The sequence below is a fragment of the Phormidesmis priestleyi ULC007 genome (assembly GCF_001895925.1).
GTDB classification, from domain to species: domain Bacteria; phylum Cyanobacteriota; class Cyanobacteriia; order Leptolyngbyales; family Leptolyngbyaceae; genus Phormidesmis_A; species Phormidesmis_A priestleyi_A.
Genome location: NZ_MPPI01000014.1, coordinates 1 through 20,429, shown reverse-complemented (window position 1 = coordinate 20,429; position 20,429 = coordinate 1). Strand labels below are relative to the sequence as shown.

The following is a 20,429-nucleotide window of genomic DNA, read 5'->3' as shown; positions in this document are numbered from 1 at the left end:
TGAAATGTTGCTAGTGGTTCTAAGCTAAGGTGGGGAAATTACGCCCTAACCGCCCTGGTATGGAATCTAGTAACTGAGGCACTCTAAGACAGATTATCAGAATCGTTTTAAAACTTCGGTTATTTCTGTTGCTACATTGGCAAAGAGCCAACGATGAATTTTAGGAAAATGCCCACCCGATTCATCAGATCATCGTTAATCGACCACACCCCGCAATTGGAATGAGTGTTTCTGTGAGCGTAATGCAGTTAAATAGCCTACCTGCCCCGACCATCCCCTTGATTTTAGACGGTTTGCCCGATCCTCCCGTTTCTGAAGGCGTTTGCCCACGACGGGCGCGATTGCAAATTGACTTGTTGCTGTTAGCGATCGAAGCCCTCGACTTGGGCGGCTCAGAAGCAATCTTGTCAACTGCCAACGATCTTGACCTGCGGGGAATTATTCAAAATCGGGTGGTTCTCTGGCGCTTACGCAGCACTAATCCGTTTAGGCGCTATAGTCAGCGTCGCCCTCTGACGCTTTTAGAAGCAAAAGCTCTCGTCGTGATTACCTGCTATCTGGCACGTCGCTTGACGGTGCTGGTGCGGCAGTTGCTTTTGGCGTATCAGCAGCTTACCGAAAAGCAGCTATCGACTGAGCATCACTTTCGATTGTCAGAATATTTGGAGCGATTTCGCGCCCATTTTCGCAGCCGGATGAATGCTCGCCGTGCGGGAGTGATGGCTTACAGTTCTGACGAGAAGCTGAACGAACTGGCGCTTGATCTGCTGGCTCAGTTGCTTTTTTGCACCGGAACATCAGGAATGCAGCGATTGTGGATTAGTTTGTTTGATGGAGAAGTGGGATGACCATCCAACGCCAATATAGTTTGCCCAACTGCACCCTGGTTTTAGAGGGGTTAGCAGACCCGATCGCAACCTCCCAAGCTGAGATGCGTCCCGTTATGGCACTGCTGATCAATGCCGAGTGCTACCTAGCAGGGCAAGAAAAGCCCCTCGCTGGCGGACGGGAATTTTTTGAGAGTTTAGTAACCGCCGTCAGTTTGTATGCTCAAGAGTTTTTGAGTGGAATTCATCTGCCGCGCCACACCTACAGCGATAAGCCTTCGTTTGTGAAGTTAGAGCGGCTCGATCGCATTTATCACCGTCTGACGATCGAGCCGAGCGCTGATCACACCACAACAGCCGCTCAGAAAGTTGATCTCAGCACGGTGCAGCTATTTGATTTAGTGGAAGCGATCGATCAGTTTGTTGCCGACACGCAGACTCTGCCCTTTTGGTCATTAAATCTAGCGCCCGTGCCCAAGCGATATGCGTTTGCGCGCGAACCGTTGGCAAAACAGGCAGTTCCGGCGGCGATCGGAGTTTCGGGGTTAGCACTGGCAGCGATCGCCTTTTTTATGCTGCCGATGCCAAAAGTCAATAAACCCGCTTGTCTCGCGGCTGGAGAATGTCCGACTTCGGCTGCGTCTCCTAAACCCACAGGCAGTCCTTCTCTGAGTCCTTCAGTGTCACCGAGTTCGCAGGCATCGGCTTCACCGAGTCCGAGCCAACTGGCTGAACCCGATTTAGCACAACTCGAAAACACGCTGAATACGACTCCCGCGATCACCGACCCGCAAGAACTCGATCGACTCCGGCAACGGCTTTATGACCAAGTGAATGACAAATGGAAGCCGCAAACCAACCCAACTCAAGATCTGGTTTATCGCGTCGGCGTGGGCAAAGATGGCGCGATCGTCGGCTATAAACCCGAAAGTCCGGGGGCGCTCGAAAATGTAAAACAAACGCCTCTACTCAATCTGCTCTACATTCCAGCCGTTGGCAGTACGCCTTCTCAGGAACCGATCGGGCAATTTAAAGTTACTTTTACGTCGCAAGGCAGCCTCGAAGTTAGCCCCTGGGAAACTTCATCTCCGTCACCTAATCCATCAGCGTCAGAGTCTCCTAGCCCCGCAGCGTCGGCAACTCCTAGCCCAACCGCTTCTCTCAGTGGGTCGTCTACCGCTCCCGCAGAGATCACCGAGAAGTCGCAGCTAGAAGCTTTACAGCCAAAGCTTTATGACCAGATTGACCAAAACTGGAAAGGCAGTCCTCCTTTTAATAAGGAATTGATCTTTCGAGTCCGAGTCAAGTCGGACGGCACGATCGCTGACTATGAGCCTGGAAACGCGGCAGCCAGTGAGTTTTCCCAATCGACTCCGCTCTCCCAGCTAGGCAAACCTGCTGACCCGAACGCGACTCCTCAAGAGTCTTTGGCTTCCTTTAAGGTCGTCTTTAAGCCCAGTGGCGTTTTGCAGGTCAATCCGTGGTTTGGGCGGCGTTAGGTAAACTCAGATCTTGCACCCGTCTCAACGAGTTCCCGATCACCCACCTGAATTAAAATTCGGGCTAATCGCTAAAGTCCTCTGAAGAGGACTGAGCAAAGGTTTCAACCCATTTCCATGGGGTTGAGCTATGAGCCGGGAAATTAATTTCCGGCGGTTGTTGCGAGAGGTGCAAGACTTAAGTAAACCCAAAATCTGTGCAGAATCTAAACTGTGGGGGTGACGGGTTACGATCGCGATACCATCAAAAGGCACTGTGTACTCTAGAACACGTTTCTCATGGAGCAACCATCGCTGCCTACCGAGTTGATTTTGAGCAATTCTCGTCAATTTCTAGGAAGTGTTCGTCTTGACTGGGCACCCCAACCCGGCGCTTACCTTGATTTAGAAGGACAGACTTACGCGGTTTTAGAGCGACATCACCGCTATCAGCTAAAAGCAGGACGCTATCACCTCCACAAAATTGCGCTCTATGTGCAGACGGCTCAACGCCCGATCGAACAATCGCTGATCGAGGGTCGTTGGGTTTTGGGCGATGCCACCTGTGGGTTTAATGCGCGATCGCAGCTAATTCGCTGTGCGGTCAACCCACAAGGACTCTGTGCAGGCTGTCGATTTTATGAGAGCGAGGGTCGCGGTCATCTCTCAATTACCTAGCGTTTTACAGTTTGCCCGATCGCCTGAAGCGCTTCGTCGCACCAAGCTACCCACTCTTCCTGATAGCGAATGCCGCGACGAATTACTAAATGCATATAGAGATCCTTTAAGTCTAGCGAATCGAGATGCTGAGAGAAATGCTCATCTAATTTCTTGACGTGTTGCACCATTTCAACGTGTAATTGTCGCCGCCGTTCAATTTCGCGGATCACTACCTGAGAGGAAACGAGATGGCCCGCCAACCCCATCACGCCCAAATCTTCACGAATAGCGGCGGGTTCGCAGGGTTGAGTTAACCAATCGAGTAGTTCCTGCTGTCCCTGATCCGTGATGGAATAGATTTTTTTATCGAGTCGTCCCGGTTGCGGAATTGCCTCGTAAGTGACGCTGCCCTGCTGCTCTAGCTTTGTCAGTTCGGCATAAACTTGCTGCTGACTTGCTTTCCAAAAGCAACTGCCAAACCCTTCAGCAAACTCTTTGGCAACGTCATAGCCGCTCAAAGGCTGACGAGACAGGAATGCCAGGATGGTGTGCTTGAGTGCCATAACCAAAAACTCTACTTGACGAATTCAATACGTTGACTATACATTGATTATTGTATTCAAGTTTTTGAATACAATAATTAGAGTAGATAAGGTCAACCTTTGAGGAAAAATTCAATGTCAGAAGAAACAGTGGATAATCCCGGAGTCATTGCATTTCCGCCTGCGCTTTTTGCCGGGACACTCGCGATCGGACTATTACTTCATTTTATTTTTCCGGCTACCTTCCTGCCGCAATGGATCGCGATCGCATCAGGCGTGGTTTTACTTGTCGGCGCGGCTTTGATCGCAATTTCGGCTTTTCGCGCGATGCGCCGCGCACAGACAGCAGTTGATCCTTCTTGTCCAACGACAGCGATCGTTTCCGACGGAGCGTTCAGTTTTAGTCGCAACCCGATTTACTTATCTTTAACGATGCTTTACGTCGGTATTGCGCTACTTTTTAACGCATTTTGGGCGTTGTTGCTTCTGTTGCCGCTCATAGTTGTTGTGCAAAACGGCGTGATCAAGCGCGAAGAGCATTATCTAGAGCAAAAATTCGGTGATGAATATCTTCGCTATAAAGCGAGTGTGCGGCGTTGGGTGTGACCAAGGGGGCAAAACATGGATCATATGGATTGGGGAGCTAAATGGCGATCACCTCGCTTAGTGGCGATGTTTGGGATCGGTTTTCTCCTGCTAGCTGGCAGTATTGCTTACCGAACCTGGTTGAGTCGTCCAATTCAGCCGTCAATCGTGGTGGCTGCTGCGCCCAAGGTTGAAACAGTATCTGCACTGGGACGATTGGAGCCAGAGGGTGAAGTCATTCAAGTGTTTGCGCCTACCTCCTCAGAGGGGGCGCGAGTGGAAACTCTCAAAGTGAGCCACGGTCAACGGATTCGCCAAGGAGATGTGATTGCAGTTCTAGATACTTATGCGCGTCGGCGGGCAGCTTTGCAAGAAGCACAAGAGCAGTTGAGGGTTGCCCAAGCCCGGTTAGGGCAGGTGGAAGCGGGCGCGAAGTCGGGAGAAATTCGAGCGCAGGCACAAGTAGTTGATCGCCAACAGGTGGAATTACAAACTGAAACCGTTGCCCAGGAAGCCACGATCGCCCGTCTGCAAGCAGAACTTCGCAATGCAGAACTCGAAGATCGGCGCTATCAGGCGCTTTATACCGAAGGTGCCATCTCTGCTTCTTTGCGCGATGGGAAGCAATTGACTGCTGATACGGTGCGGCAACAGCTAAACGAGGCGCGGGCTAATCTGAGCCGAATTCAGCTATCTCGACAGAAGCAGGTCGCTGAAGCGCAAGCCACGCTCGATCAAATTGCAGAAGTGCGCCCGGTCGATGTGAAGGTGGTGCGATCGCAGGTGGCTCAAGCACAGGCGAGTGTAGCGCGGGCACAGGCAGAATTGGACTTGGCAACGGTGCGATCGCCCCAAAATGGACAAGTTCTCAAAATCCACACTCGTCCTGGAGAGTTGGTTGGGACTCAAGGCATCATTAGCCTGGGGCAAACTCAGAGAATGGTGGCAGTAGCAGAAGTTTACGAATTGGATATCAGCCGCATTCGAGTCGGGCAGACTGCAACTGTGATTAGCAAGAACAATGCCTTTCCAGACGTGCTACGCGGCAAGGTTGTCGAAGTCGGACTAGAGATTAACAAACAAGATGTTCTCAACACCGATCCGGCAGCTCAGTTTGATGCGCGAGTGGTGGAAGTGAAAGTGCTATTGGATGAGCCGTTTAGTCGTAGAGTTTCGGGTTTAACAAATTTGAGTATTCAAGTATCACTCGATGTCAAATCTTGAGGAAATTGCATGACTAAAATGACTCAGAAAAAGAAACCGCTGTTTTTGTCCTGGTTACAGTTACGGAAAGAACGGGCACTTTTGCTCGTGGCGATCGCAGGTATTAGCTTTGCCGATGTGCTGATGTTTTTGCAAATGGGCTTTCGAGGCGCATTGTTTAGTAGCGCAGTGGAATTTCACAATAGCCTGAACGGTGAACTTGTCATGCTGAGTGGGCGATCGCGAGCGCTGATTTCCCTGGATCGGTTTAGCGAGCGCCGACTCTATCAGGCAGCAGGCGTAACGGGTGTTGCATCGGTCAGCCCAATCTATCTCAATGCAATTCAGTGGCGCAATCCTGAAAACAAAGAAATTTGGGATATCTATGCGATCGGCATTAACCCAGAACATCAGGTGATGAATGTTCCGGGTGTAGAAGCCAACCGCGAGAAACTGCGCGAACCAGATACAGTTTTGTTTAATCTGGGTTCTCGTCGAGAATTTGGAGCAATTGCCCAACGGTTTGAGTCGGGGGAATCGATCACAACCGAGATTAATGAACGTCAAGTTCAAGTTCAGGGATTGTTCAAACTCAGCCCGACGTTTGGCATCAATGCCTACTTGGTGACGAGTGATGTCAACTTTCTACGCATGGCTAATTTTCGTCGAGGTGGGTTGATTGATGTCGGAGTCATCAAACTTAAGCCTGGTGCAGATGTTCAAGCGGTTTTAGCAGCGATGCGATTGCGTCTGCCCAATGATGTCAAAGTCATGACGAGAGATGACTATGCTAGAGCAGAAGTTGCCTTTTGGAATGCCAGCACTCCGGTAGGCTATACCTTTGATTTGGGCGTGGTCATTGCCTTTATTGTAGGGGCGGTGATTGTCTACCAGATTCTCTATAGCGATGTGACCAATCATCTACCCGAATATGCCACGCTCAAAGCGATGGGGTTTCGCGATCGCTATCTGCTCATCGTCGTGTTCCAAGAATCCCTAATTTTGGCGGCCCTTGGGTTTGTTCCTGGGACTCTGATCGCCTTGGGCATCTATCGCATTACTAATATTGCAACCATGCTGCCGATGGCGATGGATTTGGGGCGGGTTGTGTTTGTCTTTGTCCTCACTGCAATCATGAGTTCATCCTCGGCTGCGATCGCCGTGCGTAAATTACAAACCGCTGACCCCGCCGATATTTTTTAGGAGTTAGAGATGTCTAATCTGCCAGAAACTCCTATTAGTGCGCCTTCTGAACCCACTATTTCAATGACCCACTTGAATCATCATTATGGTCAAGGCTCACTGCGAAAACAGGTTTTGTTTGACATTAATCTGCAAATCGATCGAGGCGAAATCCTGATCATGACAGGGCCATCAGGTTCTGGCAAGACTACATTGTTGACGCTTATGGGAAGTTTGCGATCGATCCAAGATGGCAGCTTAAGCATCTTAGGACATGAATTGTTCAATGCCAGCAAGGAACAGATGACCCTGGCTCGTCGTGATATCGGCTATATTTTTCAAGCGCACAATCTATTAAACTTTCTGACGGTTTATCAGAATGTTGAAATGGCGTTGGAGATTCAGACTGTGACCGCAGCAGAGGCAGATACTCGCATTCGGAATGTCTTGACCGCAGTGGGCTTAGAAGACCGAATGAATTACTATCCGAGCGATTTGTCGGGTGGACAAAAACAACGGACGGCGATCGCGCGTGCCCTGGTCAGTCAGCCTAAAATCATTCTGGCAGACGAGCCAACGGCTGCACTGGACAAGAAATCGGGACGAGATGTGGTGGAGATTATGGAGAAACTTGCTAGAGAACAGGGTTGCACCATCTTGCTAGTCACTCATGACAACCGCATTCTGGATCTTGCCGATCGAATTATTTGTATGGAAGATGGACATTTGGTGAATCGTTCTGCTGTTGATGCGATCGTTCAGCACCCTAAGTAACAAGGGGCTTAAGCCCCTTGTCCTAAGTTGACTGGCTGTAGCTATAATATCCCTAATTGCCTAACCTTTCTCCGATCGCTAAACGACTGCCGTTGGCAAAATCCCAGCCAGATTGAGGGCGCTTACCCGCTAGTTGCGCTTCTCGCAAAAACAGCAACCCGTCACCTGTTTGAATCACGGCTCCGAGGTTTTTGACGATCACCACAATTTCCCCAGCAGCCTGATCAGATCCGTCCGCTAAAGAAGTCAGCATTGCGAATTCTGATGACAGTTCCACTGATGGAGCGATCGGAACAGTTGCCATAATTTTAAGCGCAGTGCCTCTAAACGCAGTGGTGCAGTTGGGATAAAAGCCTCTAACTTGGTTATGAAGCTCGATCGCGCCGCGTGACCAATCCAACTCATAGTTCTCTTTTTTAATCAACGGCGCATAGGTGGCTTGACTATTTTCTTGCGCGATCGGCTGAATGTCTTGATTGGCAAGTTTGAGAAGCGTCTCGATCAGCAAGTTTGCGCCTAGAGGTGAGAGCTTTTCTGCTAAATCGTGGGCGTTGTCGAGGAGGGCGATCGGCAGCCTTACCTTCAGCAACATCGCGCCTGTATCCATACCTGCATCCATCAGCATAGTCGTGATGCCCGTCTCAGTCTCGCCGTTATAAAGACACCACTGAATCGGCGCTGCCCCTCGATAGTGAGGTAAGAGAGAGCCGTGGACGTTGACACAGCCCAACTTCGGCATATCTAGAATTGCCTGAGAGAGAATCTGTCCATAGGCAACGACTACAAACCCGTCTGCCTGAGAGGTTTGTAGTTTTTCTAGCGTCTCGGCATCTTTCTTGACGCTTTTGGGCTGCCAAACCGGAATCTGGTGAGCCAACGCGACTGATTTCACAGGCGAGGCAGACAATTCATTTCCGCGTCCTCGGCGTTTGTCGGGCTGGGTGACGACTGCTACCACCTCAAATGCTGGGTTTGCAAGCAGAGCTTCTAGAGTCGGAACGGCAAATTGAGGTGTTCCAAAAAAAACGATTTTCATGCGATCGCAGCTTAAACTCTGCCCCTATTTTTCAGTACAGGTATTGTAGCCAAAATCCGTCTCGCGGCAGTTTTGCGTCTTGGGAGACTAAAGTAACTTGTTAACTCAAGAAGTCTTGTAAAGTGACCTCACCCCGATCGGGTTTACGTTCATAATATGAGGCAATTCATCACCCAAGGCACTTCTAGAAGTGGGGTTCTGGCTATGACTTCTCAATCGGTTCAACTCGATCCATTAAACAGTCCTCATCCGATTCCGTGGGGCTGGGTGATGGCGACATTAGCAGAGGGCACACCCAAAAAGCATTCCTACCGCAGTCATGCACTGACTTCACCCGATGGTCACTACAAAGCTTATAGCCGGGTTCAGATGCAGACTGAGCTAGAGGTTTATCAAAGCCGGGTCAGCAGCGTTTTGTTTGTAGAGAATTTGCAAACAGGCGATTTGCAAGCTATTACAGCGACTTCGCCATTTGCAGAAAATCCGTTTATTAGCAACAGCGCTGACTTGGCAGGAACCATCTCGATCGTCATTCCGATCTCATGGTCGGCCACAGGCGATCGTCTGCTTGCAAGAGAATTTGAGTCGATCTTCTGTTCTGATATCGCCTCAGACTATGCGCTAGTTTGGGATCGCACGTTAAATCGTTCCAGCACCGTTGCGCCCACTAAAATCGAATATACCAACGCAATTTTGTTGGGCTGGAGTGCAAAGTGTGGCGATCGTATTCTCTTTCGAGCAGGCAATTTAGGTGAGACTCCCTGGAAACTTTGGACAGTGGATCTGGAGAGCGAGACGCTAGAAGCTGTGAGCGATCGACCACAAACTTACGGACAGGTGACCAATAGCGTTTGGGCAGGCCCTCAAATGCAACGATAGGAAAGAGTGCAGGGTAGAGTTATGAAACCTAAGTTTGCAACCCTTGAAGCATGGCAACGAGCAGAAATCTTGATGCAGCCCGCTTTTATTCGAGTCATTGACAACCTGCGTAAGCAGCTAGACCAATCTTCGTGGAAGGGCACTTATCGAGATGTGCCCGTTTGGAAAGACGACACGCCAGAAGCAGTCAAAGCAACGGTGACTCAACTGCAAGAACAGCTTCAAACCGCCCCACCCGACCAAGCTGCCGAAATTCAGCAAACGTTATCTCAATTGCCATCTCCTCACCCCGGCTATGAACTGTGTTTAGAGCAAGACGATCGCCAAGTGACGATCGACCTCTGGGAACTGTGCTACAAAGTTTGTTTTAACCAGCAAGACGATTCTCAACCCGTCGAAGTCGATCTGAGTCTGTTTGATGAAACAGGCGATGTAGACTGGAATCGGCTGGATGATAAAACAAAACAGCTAGTCGAACAGATATTTGCAACCCTGCCCAGTGGAATAGAATGAACTTCGAGAAAGACACCGCAGCATTAGCAGCCGCAAGGTCGGGCGTGGCACTTTACGATCGCTCTCAGTGGGGACGCATTGAAGTCTCTGATGTCGATCGCATTCGCTTTCTGCACAATCAAAGCACTAATGACTTTAAGATTCTCAAGCCGGGTGAAGGGTGCGACACGGTGTTTGTCACTTCGACCGCACGAACGATCGACCTGACAACGGCTTACGTTTTAGAAAACTCGGTTTTGTTGTTGGTGTCACCTAATCTGACCGAGAAATTAATCACGTTTCTCGATCGCTACATCTTTTTCGCCGACAAAGTGAAGTTAGCAGATGTCACCACCCAAACCGCGACCTTCAGCTTAATCGGTTCTGAGAGCCACGCGCTGTTAGAAAAGCTGGGTGCAGCCGATCTGATCGGTCAACCTGATGCGAGTCATCGCTTGCTCAACTTAGCAGGACAAGACGTGCGAGTTGCGATCGGCAGTGGGTTAGCGACAGCAGGTTACACCCTGATTGCTGATGTCGATCGAGCCGCCGCACTCCAACAATCTTTAATAGAGGCTGGAGCGGTGGCGATCAGCGATCGCACTTGGGAACAACTCCGCATTGAGCAAGGTCGTCCGATGCCGGGTCATGAATTGACTGATGATTACAATCCATTAGAAGCAGGGTTGTGGAACACTATTTCGTTTAACAAAGGCTGCTATATCGGGCAAGAAACGATCGCGCGTCTAGATACTTACAACGGGGTCAAACAGCAGCTTTGGGGCGTGCAATTAAATGCGCTTGCAGAACCGGGAACTGTGGTCATGGTTGGGGCAGAAAAGGTTGGTAAGCTGACCAGCATTTTGGAAACCGAGAAAGGCGCGATCGGGCTTGCCTATATCCGCACAAAAGCAAACGCTAAAGCAGGAATGCAAGTGACGATCAACAACACTCAAACTGAGTTAATTGATCTGCCCTTCTTAACACGAGAAAAACAGCCCTAATCCTACGGGTGAAACTTTGGGTAGAGCATGGCTTTGATCGGTTTGCCATTTTGAAGATGACGGGTGACGATCGCCGCCACTTCCTCCGATCTCACCCCGCAATACCAAACCTGCTCAGGCGAAACCACCACCATTGGACCATTGCCACACTGCCCAAGACAACCGCATTCCACCACTTCTACATCTGCGATCGGATGAGATTGAAATGCGGCTAAGACAGTAGCGGCTCCTAATTTGCGGCACGACTTGCTTTGACAAACCCGTACACACTTAGAAGCGATCACAGATTCGGTAGCAGATGATAAGTTAATCAGTTCCATCTCTCTATCTTGGCAGATCGATTTTATGGATTGGGTAAAAGTCCTTTAGCAGCCAACCACTCGCGGTTAAATAATTTGGACTGATAGCGACTGCCGCCATCGCAGAGAATGGTGACGATCGTCTGTCCGGCTCCCATTTGTTTGGCAAGGGCGATCGCCGCTCCGATATTAATCCCAACTGAGCCGCCCATAAACAATCCGTCTTTCTCCAATAGCTGATAGACCACCCGAACCGCTTCTTTGTCATCTACCCGAATGGCATCATCTGCTGGGGCACCTTCCATATTTGCGGTAACGCGGCTGTTACCAATGCCCTCCGTGATTGAACTGCCTTCTGAATGAACCTCACCCGTTTTGACATAGCTATACAGTCCGCTGCCCATGGGGTCTGCGAGAATGCACTTAATGTCAGGGTTCTTCTCTTTCAAAAACATTGAGACTCCGGCATAGGTGCCACCCGTCCCGGTTGAAGTGACCCAGACATCCACCTTGCCGTCAGTTTGTGCCCAGATTTCGGGACCCGTGGTTTCGTAGTGGGCGATGCGGTTTGCCAAATTCTCAAACTGGTTTGCCCAGATTGCGTTCTCCATTTCGGCGGCGATTCTGCCCGACAGTTTGACGTAGTTATTGGGGTCTTTGTAGGGAACTGCTGGAACTGTCCGAACTTCGGCTCCTAAAGTTCGCAGTAGGTCAATTTTTTCTTGGGATTGCGTTTCAGGAATAATAATTAAGCATTTATAACCTTTGGCGTTGCAGATGTGGGCAAGTCCGATACCAGTGTTGCCTGCGGTGCCTTCTACAACCGTGCCGCCCGGTTTGAGTAAGCCTTTCTTTTCGGCATCTTCAATAATGTAGAGCGCGGCCCGATCTTTCACCGACCCACCCGGATTGAGAAATTCTGCCTTGCCGAGAATCTCACATCCCGTTTCATCGCTAAAGCTATTGATCCGAATCAAGGGTGTGTTGCCAACGCTGCCCACAAATCCAGTTTTAATATCCATGCTTAATTTACCTGCGTGTTTCCCTATAACGATTTTGGCTTACGGCGGCTAGAATCTTGCCTTTTAGTTTAGAAATATCCGCAGTTTCCGCTGTTGTCGAAGCCTGATCAGATCTCTAATATTGCTAGCGGGATTTGCTCAGTGAGTCATTTAGTCTACGATCGGGCACGCCGTTTCAACAACTGAGGAGTTACCAACCCTTGGGGAAAAAAGATCGTGCCAATAACAATCAGCAGCCCAAAAATGATCAGGCGACCATCGCGGAGAAATTGCGCCAACCAAACGGGTAAGCCTGGCGTATCGGCAACGGCTCTCAAAACCTCTGGTAGTGCCGTAAACACCATGCCTCCTAGAACAGGCCCTAAAAACGTTCTTGAGCCACCAATTAGCACAAACGTCAGATAAATAATGCTAGTGTCAAAGGTGCCTTGTCGAGCGTTCCAGGTGTTGAGAAAGTGGGCACTGATGGCACCCACCACGCCTGCCAAAATTGCGCCGATCGCGAAGGCAAGAACTTTGTAGTAAGTCGGGTTAATGCCCATCGAATCGGCGGCGAGTTCGTCTTCTCGAATCGCAATCAAAGCGCGTCCGACGCGAATTTTTTCTAGTCGGTAGATAAATATCATGCTGACCAGCAGCAGCGGCAAAACCACCCACAGATATTCAATCGGAGTCTGAAATGGCTGCGGAATCCCAAAAATGCCGACCGCTCCGCCTGTGATATCGAGATTGAGCGCGAGAACACGAAGAATTTCGACAAAGGCGATCGTGACGATCGCTAAATAAATTCCTCGCAGTCGCAAAGCAGGAACGCCAACCACAACGCCCAATAAACCACAGGCGATTCCCGCAATTAGCATCTCTAATAACAGAAAAGAAATCGGAAAAGCCTCTGTGACTGGAAACACCTTTGTCGATAGAATTGCGGCAATATAACCACCCAACGCATAAAACCCAGGACTCGCTAGCGATAACTGCCCTGCCATCAGGGGCAAATAGAGCGATAATCCCAACATTGCGCCCAAGATCATTGAGACGAATAGAAAGCCGTAAGTTGAAATAAAATCACTCATAAAATCCTTAGGAACGTGGATTTATTAAGGTGTAACTTCTCGCCATCTCCCTAAGGAGCTACGGTGTACACCAATCTTTGTCGCTGCGTTTGGGTCGGCTTCAGCCCCCTAAATCCCCCATTCTGGGGGACTTTGAGCTAAGACTCTGGTTTCAAAGTCCCTCACTCGTGGGGGATTTAGGGGGCAAAAGTCTCGGCGATGACAAATCAGAGGACTTTTACAGGTTATTTAATCCACGATCCTTAGACCTTTTGAACCAGCGATCGACCTAATAATCCCTGCGGTCGCACCATCAGCATGATGAACAGAATGCCGAATGCGACGGCATCTTTATAAGCGGAATAGTCACCGGGAACGAAGGCTTCGACGAGTCCGATCGTCAACCCTCCCACCACTGCACCCGGAATGCTTCCCAATCCGCCCAACACGATCACGGCTAATCCCTTGAGTCCAAATCCGATGCCAAAATAGGGCCCGGCGATGCTGACACTAGAACCAACGAGCGTTCCGGCTAATCCACCTAAAAATCCACTGACAAAAAACGTGAGGACGATGAAGCGATCGGGGTCAATGCCCAATAAGCTCGCCGTAGTCGGATCTTCTGCCACGGCTCGCATTGCCTTACCGTATTTTGTGGCGTTAATCAAATAAGTCAGCAGGCTGAGAATCACACCTGACACGACAAAAATCACCACCTGCACACTGCGAATCGGAATCGGATTGGCTTCACTTCCAAAATTAATGGCAGGCGGTAAATTGCCGTAAGTATCAGGAGGAAAGGTATAAATTTCTGCACCTACTAAATATTGAATTAGATTCACGATCACAACTGCAACGCCCAGACTAGACACCACTGTCAGCAGAGAATCGGCTTTTCTGCGACGTAGCGGACGAAACGCCACTCGTTCGATGAAAACTCCAACTAGACCTGCGATCGCGCTGCCAAAAATCAACGCAAACGCAAACGGTAATCGAATCGGCAATGCTAAATTAGCCAGTAATCCATTAAATCCAAATGCGTTGCCCATTAAAACATACGTGAAATAAGCGCCGAGTGTGAAAATTGCCCCGTGAGCAAAGTTAATGATTCCGAGAATTGAGAATACTAACGTGTAGCCTAATGCGAAAATTGCGTAAATGCTGCCGATCGATAAACCGTTAAGAAAGCTTTGCAGAAATATAGTGAGATTCATAAAAAGCGACTGCTCGATAAATAATTAAAATAATTGAGTTGCCGGAAGTAACCATAATCCTAAAGCCATACTGACAACATTCATAGTTAGGCTTAATAGACCCGCTTGCTGTAGAGATATTGACGGTTTATTTAAGCAGTAAATCAGCCAGCCCTCGAAAACAACCGCAAACACTTCAGAAGCAGGAAGCGTAATCAGAGATGAAACTCCATTCACAGGTGGAAGTGACTCTCCATAACCAAAAACGATCGCTAAAAAGAACCCAATTACCAACACTATCGGCAATGAAACTAGCCAACCGATAAAAACGTTTCGCAGTGTTTTGAGCGTGACGATCGGGCGAGTTGCCAACAGCGCACCAAACAGACTGGCGATTCCAAGAATAATCATGCCAAACACCCGCGATGTTGTGTACTGAAACGGCTGCAACGACGGAAAGAAAAACCACACCACTGGAAACGTTAGTAAGTTGACAAACGCGATCGCAACCAATGCCTGACCCAATGGCTGCTTTTCAAATTTCAGCCACCGCAGCCACAGTGCCGCAACCACCAACTCTGAGATCTGCGTCAGCGCCAAAGCCTTACCAAACACCTCCCATCGGCTAGGTTTCATCGGAGTGGTGTCTGGCACGATCGCCAGATCAACCGCTCGAACATTGACCCGTAGATATCGAGCAGAATAACCTGCCAAAGCGCTTTTGATATTTAAAGCAACGGCTTTGCTAATGCGAACGCGATCGCTAAACTGAGCCAGCAGTTTGTAATAAGGACCGGTTGATCGCTGAGTAAACGACGGCTCTACAAACAAACAAATATTGCCCGCACAGTCAAACCGATGAGGCGCGCTGAGAATCGGAGACGACTTGAGACAACCCGCCTCGGTGCAGGTGCCACTTTGCATCAGCAAAATCGGTTGAGTGCATTGCTGCGATCGACACTCGGCCAACTGGGCACCCTGAAATGCAGATTCAGCACCCTCAAACTTAAACCAGGCATAAGCAGGAGGAGCGGGTGCATTTGCATAAACGGGTGCCGCCCACAGCAGTGTCAAAAATACCCCCATTCCAACTAGAAACCAGCGGAGCGATCGCATCGGTTTTCCCTATTTCAAGAACGTAAACTTGCCATTATTACCACTCGCATCCATTTTGATTTGAGCCACATAAAACTCTTTTTGAACAATTTCGCCTTCAGGTGTGAAAGAGATTGCCCCGATCGGAGCTTCATACTGCCCCTTGAGCAGCGTTTGATTCAAAGCAGTTCGCAATTCTGGTAGCGCTTTTTGAGCGACTTTTGTCTGCTTATCCAGCGCTTTCAACGCTTCTACATAGACTTGCACGGCGGTAAATGCCTGAGCGCTAAACTGCGGCGGCTCTTTCTGAAACTGAGCTTGATAGGCATCTCGAAACGCTTTGTTCATGGCACCCGGATGTTCTGGACTGTATGCCTGAGCAATCAAAACCCCGTCACAGAGCGCCTTGCAGACTGAGAAGACGTTAGACGTATTTAAGCCATTGCCGCCAATGATTAAGCCTTTGTAGCCCAACTCTCGCAACTGTCGCACCAAGTTTCCGCCATCTGCCGCCAACCCTGAAATGATCACCAGATCGGGCTTAAGATTAATTGTCGAGGTGGCTTGCGTTTGAAAATCAGTATCGGTGGTTTGAAATTTTTGCACCGTCACCAACTCTAATTTTTGGTCTTTCACGGTTTGCTGAAATGTTTCTGTCTCAGACTTACTAAAGGCATCATTCTGAGCAAACAACACCGCCACTCGTTTGATTTGAGGATTAATCTTTAAAGCCGCCTTGACTGAATTGGGCGCAACCACCGCCACCGGAGCCGACACCCGCGCAATAAAATCACCAATTTGCGGAATGCCCTTTGCCGTATTCGAGGGAGCCAACACCGGAACCTTGGAGCGATCGGCGATCGGGTCTGCCCCAAATGCCTGCTGCGAAAGTGTCGGCCCCACAATTCCAACCACTTTATCTCTAGTGATCAGGGTTTGAAACGCATTAATCGCTCCCGCCTCGTCTCCAGCCGTGTCTTGAAACACTAAACGAATCGGTGTTCCATTCACGCCACCTTGATCGTTGAAATATTTCTCAGCAATTTTTGCTCCAGCAACTTGCTCTTGTCCCAATAGAGCAACATTACTGGTTTGAGCGACGGCAATTCCGATCGGAATCGCACCCGATGCCGCTCCGGTTGAAGATGACGGACTGGTTGTGCTGGATTGGTTACAAGCAGACGGCAGCATAAACAGCATCAATAAAGGCATTCGCCAAAAAAAAGTCGGTTTCATAAAATTAGGCGTGTAGTTTGAAGAAGGTGGGCACCAAACCCATACCGTTGATTTACCACATTATGTGGTGGTCACTCCTAACCCCAGACATTTAGACCCATCTACCCCCAGGTTTGTTTTATGGAGTTGCTGCACGATCGCTATCAAGTTGAGCAATCACTCGGCAAGAAAGCCGGGCGACAAACCCTGTTAGCACGAGACTTGCAAACTCAAGAACTCGTCGTCGTCAAGCTGCTGACATTTAATCACGAGTTTGAATGGGATGACCTGAAACTATTTGAGCGGGAAGCAGAAACTTTAAAATCGTTGAATCATCCCGCCATTCCGCGCTATCTCGACTACTTTGAGCTAGAGTCTCCGACCTACAAAGGGGTGGCTCTGGTGCAAAGCTACATTGATGCGAAATCTTTAGAACAGCACCTCAAAGCAGGTCGATCGTTTAGCGAGGCAGACGTGCAGCAATTAGGACGATCGCTCCTAGAAATTCTGATTTATCTCCACAGCCAGCAGCCGCCCGTCGTTCATCGCGACCTTAAGCCCAGCAACATTTTGTTAGGCGATCGCTCTGGCAACACAGTTGGACAGGTCTACCTCGTCGATTTTGGCTCAGTGCAGACGCTGGTCGCTCACGAAGGCAGCACCATAACAGTAGTCGGCACCTATGGCTATATGCCCCCCGAACAATATGGCGGACGGGCAACTCCCGCTTCTGATCTCTACAGTCTGGGCGCGACTTTAATTTGTCTAGCAACGGGCAGACATCCTGCCGACTTGCCGCAGGCAAATTTGCAGATTCAATTCAAATCAAGCGCTGCGCTTAATGAGTCGGTTGCAGACTGGCTTGAATGGCTGACCGAACCTGCCCTCGATCGTCGCTTAACATCCGCTCAAGAAGCACTGCAAGTTTTGCAAGCAGGACGATCGCGATCGCTCTCAACGAGTGAAGAAAAAACTAGAATCGTCCCTCAAGTTACTAAAGACCAGATCTTTTGGAATGCCGTTTGGCGCACTAGCAGTGTGGGGGCGATCGCCGGAGCCTCTTCATACACAGCTGCGGCTCTAATCGCTTCAGCAAAATATTACACAAGCTATTCTCCGATGCTGATGAGCCTCGTTTTGACAGCAATCTTTGGAGGAGCGATGGGTTTAGGGTTAGGCTTTTTGAATGGACTGTTAATGGCTGCTCTGACCAACCGCTTTTTCTTACCTCTCAAAAAAGCTTGGCTTTACCGATGGAGTGTCGGAATCTTCACGACCGGTTTCAGTCTGGCAATCATGTCACCTGTCTTGATGATGCTCTCACCCAACTGGCAAGCGGATCTGATTCCGATTATTTTAGCTCTATCAATGGGGAGCGCGAGTCAGTTCTTTGCTCAATGGTATGTCAAAGAAAATCGGAGGGAAAAAGATTAGAATAGATCGCTGACTGTTATCTTTGAATCCCATGCTCGATCGTCGCCGCTACCACATCACCACCTTTGGCTGTCAGATGAACAAAGCTGACTCAGAGCGCATGGCTGGCATTCTAGAAGTCATGGGCTACGAGTGGACAGAAGAAGCTCTCGACGCAGATTTGGTTCTCTACAACACTTGCTCGATTCGAGACAGCGCCGAACAAAAAGTTTATTCTCACCTGGGCAGACAAGCCGCCCGCAAGCACGAAAATCCTAACCTAACCCTGATTGTTGCCGGGTGTGTCGCTCAACAAGAAGGCGAAACCCTTTTGCGCCGCGTCCCAGAACTCGACCTCGTGATGGGGCCGCAACATGCCAATCGCCTAGAAGATCTACTAGAGCAAGTGTTTAGCGGCAATCAAGTGGTCGCCACCGAACCCATTCACATCGTGGAAGATATCACGAAACCCCGGCGAGATAGCCGCGTCAGTGCGTGGGTGAATGTGATCTACGGCTGCAATGAGCGGTGTACTTATTGCGTGGTTCCCAACGTGCGCGGAGTCGAGCAATCTCGCACCCCCGACGCGATTCGAGCCGAAATGGAAGAATTAGGACGGCAAGGCTATAAAGAAATTACCTTACTGGGACAAAACATTGATGCTTATGGTCGAGACTTACCCGGAGCTACCCCCGAAGGACGACACAAACACACGCTGACAGATTTGCTCTATCACGTCCACGACATAGCAGGCATCGATCGTATCCGTTTTGCCACCAGTCATCCCCGCTACTTCACTGAGCGACTGATCCGCGCCTGTGCTGAACTTCCCAAAGTCTGTGAACACTTCCACATTCCCTTCCAGTCAGGTGACAACGATCTCCTGAAAGCCATGGCACGAGGCTACACTCACGAAAAATATCGTCGCATCATTGCCACGATTCGTGACTTGATGCCCGATGCCTCGATTAGTGCAGACGCGATCGTTGGCTTCCCTGGCGAAACCGAAGCCCAATTTGAAAACACGATTAAACTGATCGAAGACATTGGTTTCGATCTGATCAACACGGCCGCTTACTCGCCTCGTCCCGGAACCCCAGCCGCACTTTGGGACAATCAACTCACTGAAGACGTGAAAAAAGATCGACTTCAACGAATCAATCATTTGGTTAGCACTCAAGCATCAGAGCGATCGCAGCGATATCGCGATCGTGTTGAAGAAATCCTAGTCGAAGATCAAAATCTTAAAGATCCGACTCAAGTCATGGGACGCACTCGTGGCAATCGCCTGACCTTCTTTGCAGGAGACATCAACCAGTTAAGAGGCAAGTTAGTTAAAGTCAAAATCACTGAGGTGCGATCGTTTAGCCTCACTGGAGAACCCTTAGTTACAGCTTGCCTGTGATCCTCCGACGACCATAACTGACTAAAACCGAACTATCGACCTAATTCAAAAAGCCCTCCACGCAAGTGGAGGGCTTTTCTATGTCAGACCGATTCTACCCAGGAAAGCTTAACCGTGGATAGCAGGCGCAGACAAAGCCACAGGTGCCACATCGCCCGATGCCAGGTCAAGCGGGAAGTTGTGGGCATTCCGCTCGTGCATCACTTCCATCCCCAAGTTCGCTCGGTTGATCACATCCGCCCAAGTGCTAATCACTCGTCCCTGCGAATCAATGATGCTCTGGTTGAAGTTGAACCCGTTCAGGTTGAACGCCATCGTGCTGATGCCCAACGCCGTGAACCAAATGCCGACGACGGGCCAAGCGCCGAGGAGGAAGTGCAAGGAGCGACTGTTGTTAAACGACGCATATTGGAAGATCAACCGCCCAAAGTAGCCGTGCGCGGCCACAATGTTGTACGTCTCTTCTTCTTGCCCAAACTTGTACCCCGCGTTCTGCGATTCGTTCTCGGTCGTCTCTCTCACTAACGAGGAGGTCACCAACGAACCGTGCATCGCACTGAACAAGCTACCGCCGAAAACTCCAGCGACTCCCAGCATGTGAAACGGGTGCATCAAGATGTTGTGCTCAGCTTGAAACACCAACATGAAGTTGAAGGTGCCACTAATGCCCAGGGGCATGCCGTCCGAGAACGAGCCTTGTCCGATCGGGTAGATCAAAAACACGGCAGTCGCAGCGGCGACGGGGGCGGAGTAAGCAACGCAGATCCAAGGACGCATGCCGAGACGGTAGGACAGTTCCCACTCCCGTCCCATGTAGCAGAAGATGCCGAGCAGGAAGTGCAAGACCACGAGTTGATAAGGTCCGCCGTTGTAGAGCCACTCGTCTAATGAGGCGGCTTCCCAAATTGGGTAGAAGTGTAAGCCGATGGCGTTGGAGGAGGGGACAACCGCACCGGAGATGATGTTGTTGCCGTACATCAAGGAACCAGCCACGGGTTCGCGGATGCCATCAATGTCTACCGGAGGGGCAGCAATGAAGGCGATGATGAAGCAGAGGGTCGCGGAGAGCAGGG

The 20,429-nt window shown here is 49.9% G+C and carries 21 protein-coding genes; 12 read left to right on the top strand and 9 right to left on the bottom strand.

Translation table 11 applies throughout. The features are described from left to right. Window positions 1-221: 221 nt before the first annotated feature. The 3 genes from BRW63_RS14060 (at window position 222) to BRW63_RS14050 (ending at window position 2,983) form a co-directional block, all read left to right on the top strand. Window positions 222-848, top strand: a complete 627-nt coding sequence (locus BRW63_RS14060; RefSeq protein ID WP_073072136.1) for a DUF3038 domain-containing protein — start codon at window positions 222-224, stop codon at window positions 846-848. Then, window positions 845-2,326, top strand: a complete 1,482-nt coding sequence (locus BRW63_RS14055) for a DUF4335 domain-containing protein (protein ID WP_073072134.1) — start codon at window positions 845-847, stop codon at window positions 2,324-2,326. The genes BRW63_RS14060 and BRW63_RS14055 overlap by 4 nt, the downstream gene beginning before the upstream one ends. 279 nt (window positions 2,327-2,605) lie before the next feature. Beyond that, window positions 2,606-2,983 (top strand): DUF6464 family protein, encoded by a 378-nt coding sequence (locus BRW63_RS14050; protein ID WP_073072131.1) that lies wholly within the window; start codon window positions 2,606-2,608, stop codon window positions 2,981-2,983. Here BRW63_RS14050 and BRW63_RS14045 read toward each other — a convergent pair. Next, on the bottom strand, window positions 2,980-3,528 hold the full coding sequence (locus BRW63_RS14045) for a PadR family transcriptional regulator (RefSeq protein ID WP_073072130.1): 549 nt from the start codon (window positions 3,526-3,528) through the stop codon (window positions 2,980-2,982). The genes BRW63_RS14050 and BRW63_RS14045 overlap by 4 nt on opposite strands. A 114-nt stretch (window positions 3,529-3,642) precedes the next feature. Here BRW63_RS14045 and BRW63_RS14040 point away from each other — a divergent pair, with 114 nt between their 5' ends. Genes BRW63_RS14040 through BRW63_RS14025 form a run of 4 tightly spaced genes read left to right on the top strand, consistent with a single transcriptional unit; the run spans window position 3,643 to window position 7,251 of the window. Further along, window positions 3,643-4,113, top strand: coding sequence for a methyltransferase family protein (locus tag BRW63_RS14040; protein ID WP_073072128.1), 471 nt, complete (start codon window positions 3,643-3,645; stop codon window positions 4,111-4,113). Window positions 4,114-4,128: 15 nt separating this feature from the next. Then, window positions 4,129-5,316, top strand: a complete 1,188-nt coding sequence (locus BRW63_RS14035) for an ABC exporter membrane fusion protein (RefSeq protein WP_073072126.1) — start codon at window positions 4,129-4,131, stop codon at window positions 5,314-5,316. Between the two features lie 9 nt (window positions 5,317-5,325). Continuing rightward, complete coding sequence (gene devC, locus BRW63_RS14030; RefSeq protein WP_083582940.1) at window positions 5,326-6,498, top strand: ABC transporter permease DevC; 1,173 nt, start codon at window positions 5,326-5,328, stop codon at window positions 6,496-6,498. A 9-nt stretch (window positions 6,499-6,507) separates the two neighbouring features. Beyond that, a complete protein-coding gene (locus tag BRW63_RS14025) occupies window positions 6,508-7,251 on the top strand; it encodes a DevA family ABC transporter ATP-binding protein (RefSeq protein ID WP_073072124.1) in 744 nt (247 codons plus the stop codon). Window positions 7,252-7,303: 52 nt separating this feature from the next. Here the strand turns inward: BRW63_RS14025 and fmt are convergent, their stop codons facing one another. Beyond that, entirely contained in the window at window positions 7,304-8,287 is a 984-nt protein-coding gene (gene fmt / locus BRW63_RS14020) for a methionyl-tRNA formyltransferase (RefSeq protein ID WP_073072123.1), read from the bottom strand. A gap of 204 nt (window positions 8,288-8,491) precedes the next feature. On the opposite strand from fmt, the gene BRW63_RS14015 reads away from it, so the two are divergent. The 3 genes from BRW63_RS14015 to ygfZ are packed head-to-tail and all read left to right on the top strand — an operon-like array spanning window position 8,492 to window position 10,662. Beyond that, the gene (locus BRW63_RS14015; RefSeq protein ID WP_073072121.1) at window positions 8,492-9,166 is read left to right on the top strand and encodes a hypothetical protein; all 675 of its coding nucleotides are present in this window, start codon (window positions 8,492-8,494) and stop codon (window positions 9,164-9,166) included. A 21-nt stretch (window positions 9,167-9,187) separates the two neighbouring features. Further along, on the top strand, window positions 9,188-9,679 hold the full coding sequence (locus BRW63_RS14010) for a hypothetical protein (RefSeq protein WP_073072119.1): 492 nt from the start codon (window positions 9,188-9,190) through the stop codon (window positions 9,677-9,679). Next, window positions 9,676-10,662: a CAF17-like 4Fe-4S cluster assembly/insertion protein YgfZ gene (gene ygfZ / locus BRW63_RS14005; RefSeq protein WP_073072117.1), complete on the top strand. Its 987-nt coding sequence runs from the start codon at window positions 9,676-9,678 to the stop codon at window positions 10,660-10,662. Before BRW63_RS14010 ends, ygfZ begins: the two co-directional genes overlap by 4 nt. Window positions 10,663-10,664: 2 nt before the next feature. On the opposite strand, the gene BRW63_RS14000 is transcribed toward ygfZ, so the two are convergent. The 6 genes from BRW63_RS14000 to BRW63_RS13975 all read right to left on the bottom strand — a co-directional run bounded on the left by BRW63_RS14000 (window position 10,665) and on the right by BRW63_RS13975 (window position 16,559). Next, complete coding sequence (locus BRW63_RS14000) at window positions 10,665-10,982, bottom strand: (2Fe-2S) ferredoxin domain-containing protein (RefSeq protein WP_073072115.1); 318 nt, start codon at window positions 10,980-10,982, stop codon at window positions 10,665-10,667. 23 nt (window positions 10,983-11,005) lie between these two features. After that, window positions 11,006-11,983 (bottom strand): cysteine synthase A, encoded by a 978-nt coding sequence (locus BRW63_RS13995; protein ID WP_073072113.1) that lies wholly within the window; start codon window positions 11,981-11,983, stop codon window positions 11,006-11,008. Between the two features lie 155 nt (window positions 11,984-12,138). Then, on the bottom strand, window positions 12,139-13,056 hold the full coding sequence (locus BRW63_RS13990; RefSeq protein ID WP_073072111.1) for a branched-chain amino acid ABC transporter permease: 918 nt from the start codon (window positions 13,054-13,056) through the stop codon (window positions 12,139-12,141). A 242-nt stretch (window positions 13,057-13,298) separates the two neighbouring features. After that, a complete protein-coding gene (locus tag BRW63_RS13985; RefSeq protein WP_073072109.1) occupies window positions 13,299-14,249 on the bottom strand; it encodes a branched-chain amino acid ABC transporter permease in 951 nt (316 codons plus the stop codon). A gap of 24 nt (window positions 14,250-14,273) precedes the next feature. Then, window positions 14,274-15,344 carry a hypothetical protein gene (locus tag BRW63_RS13980; RefSeq protein ID WP_073072108.1) on the bottom strand — a complete coding sequence of 357 codons (1,071 nt, stop codon included), beginning with the start codon at window positions 15,342-15,344 and terminating at the stop codon, window positions 14,274-14,276. A 9-nt stretch (window positions 15,345-15,353) separates the two neighbouring features. Next, window positions 15,354-16,559: an ABC transporter substrate-binding protein gene (locus tag BRW63_RS13975; RefSeq protein WP_073072106.1), complete on the bottom strand. Its 1,206-nt coding sequence runs from the start codon at window positions 16,557-16,559 to the stop codon at window positions 15,354-15,356. A gap of 120 nt (window positions 16,560-16,679) precedes the next feature. On the opposite strand from BRW63_RS13975, the gene BRW63_RS13970 reads away from it, so the two are divergent. After that, on the top strand, window positions 16,680-17,972 hold the full coding sequence (locus BRW63_RS13970) for a serine/threonine protein kinase (RefSeq protein WP_073072104.1): 1,293 nt from the start codon (window positions 16,680-16,682) through the stop codon (window positions 17,970-17,972). 31 nt (window positions 17,973-18,003) lie between these two features. Next, window positions 18,004-19,356 (top strand): tRNA (N6-isopentenyl adenosine(37)-C2)-methylthiotransferase MiaB, encoded by a 1,353-nt coding sequence (gene miaB, locus BRW63_RS13965; RefSeq protein ID WP_073072102.1) that lies wholly within the window; start codon window positions 18,004-18,006, stop codon window positions 19,354-19,356. A 108-nt stretch (window positions 19,357-19,464) separates the two neighbouring features. On the opposite strand, the gene psbA is transcribed toward miaB, so the two are convergent. Continuing rightward, window positions 19,465-20,429 (bottom strand): photosystem II q(b) protein (gene psbA, locus BRW63_RS13960; protein ID WP_073072100.1); only part of this gene is annotated, 965 nt, incomplete at its 5' end.

Bases quoted from the DNA above. Each gene is read 5' to 3' on its own strand.
- BRW63_RS14010 (WP_073072119.1), top strand. From the start codon at position 9,188: ATGAAACCTAAGTTTGCAACCCTTGAAGCATGGCAACGAGCAGAAATC.
- BRW63_RS14035 (WP_073072126.1), top strand. From the start codon at position 4,129: ATGGATCATATGGATTGGGGAGCTAAATGGCGATCACCTCGCTTAGTG.
- BRW63_RS13985 (WP_073072109.1), bottom strand. From the start codon at position 14,249: ATGAATCTCACTATATTTCTGCAAAGCTTTCTTAACGGTTTATCGATC.
- BRW63_RS14015 (WP_073072121.1), top strand. From the start codon at position 8,492: ATGACTTCTCAATCGGTTCAACTCGATCCATTAAACAGTCCTCATCCG.
- BRW63_RS14045 (WP_073072130.1), bottom strand. From the start codon at position 3,528: ATGGCACTCAAGCACACCATCCTGGCATTCCTGTCTCGTCAGCCTTTG.
- BRW63_RS13995 (WP_073072113.1), bottom strand. From the start codon at position 11,983: ATGGATATTAAAACTGGATTTGTGGGCAGCGTTGGCAACACACCCTTG.
- BRW63_RS13970 (WP_073072104.1), top strand. From the start codon at position 16,680: ATGGAGTTGCTGCACGATCGCTATCAAGTTGAGCAATCACTCGGCAAG.
- BRW63_RS13990 (WP_073072111.1), bottom strand. From the start codon at position 13,056: ATGAGTGATTTTATTTCAACTTACGGCTTTCTATTCGTCTCAATGATC.
- BRW63_RS14000 (WP_073072115.1), bottom strand. From the start codon at position 10,982: ATGGAACTGATTAACTTATCATCTGCTACCGAATCTGTGATCGCTTCT.
- BRW63_RS14060 (WP_073072136.1), top strand. From the start codon at position 222: ATGAGTGTTTCTGTGAGCGTAATGCAGTTAAATAGCCTACCTGCCCCG.
- BRW63_RS13975 (WP_073072106.1), bottom strand. From the start codon at position 16,559: ATGAAACCGACTTTTTTTTGGCGAATGCCTTTATTGATGCTGTTTATG.
- BRW63_RS14050 (WP_073072131.1), top strand. From the start codon at position 2,606: ATGGAGCAACCATCGCTGCCTACCGAGTTGATTTTGAGCAATTCTCGT.
- BRW63_RS14025 (WP_073072124.1), top strand. From the start codon at position 6,508: ATGTCTAATCTGCCAGAAACTCCTATTAGTGCGCCTTCTGAACCCACT.
- BRW63_RS13980 (WP_073072108.1), bottom strand. From the start codon at position 15,344: ATGCGATCGCTCCGCTGGTTTCTAGTTGGAATGGGGGTATTTTTGACA.
- miaB (WP_073072102.1), top strand. From the start codon at position 18,004: ATGCTCGATCGTCGCCGCTACCACATCACCACCTTTGGCTGTCAGATG.
- BRW63_RS14055 (WP_073072134.1), top strand. From the start codon at position 845: ATGACCATCCAACGCCAATATAGTTTGCCCAACTGCACCCTGGTTTTA.
- fmt (WP_073072123.1), bottom strand. From the start codon at position 8,287: ATGAAAATCGTTTTTTTTGGAACACCTCAATTTGCCGTTCCGACTCTA.
- devC (WP_083582940.1), top strand. From the start codon at position 5,326: ATGACTAAAATGACTCAGAAAAAGAAACCGCTGTTTTTGTCCTGGTTA.
- ygfZ (WP_073072117.1), top strand. From the start codon at position 9,676: ATGAACTTCGAGAAAGACACCGCAGCATTAGCAGCCGCAAGGTCGGGC.
- BRW63_RS14040 (WP_073072128.1), top strand. From the start codon at position 3,643: ATGTCAGAAGAAACAGTGGATAATCCCGGAGTCATTGCATTTCCGCCT.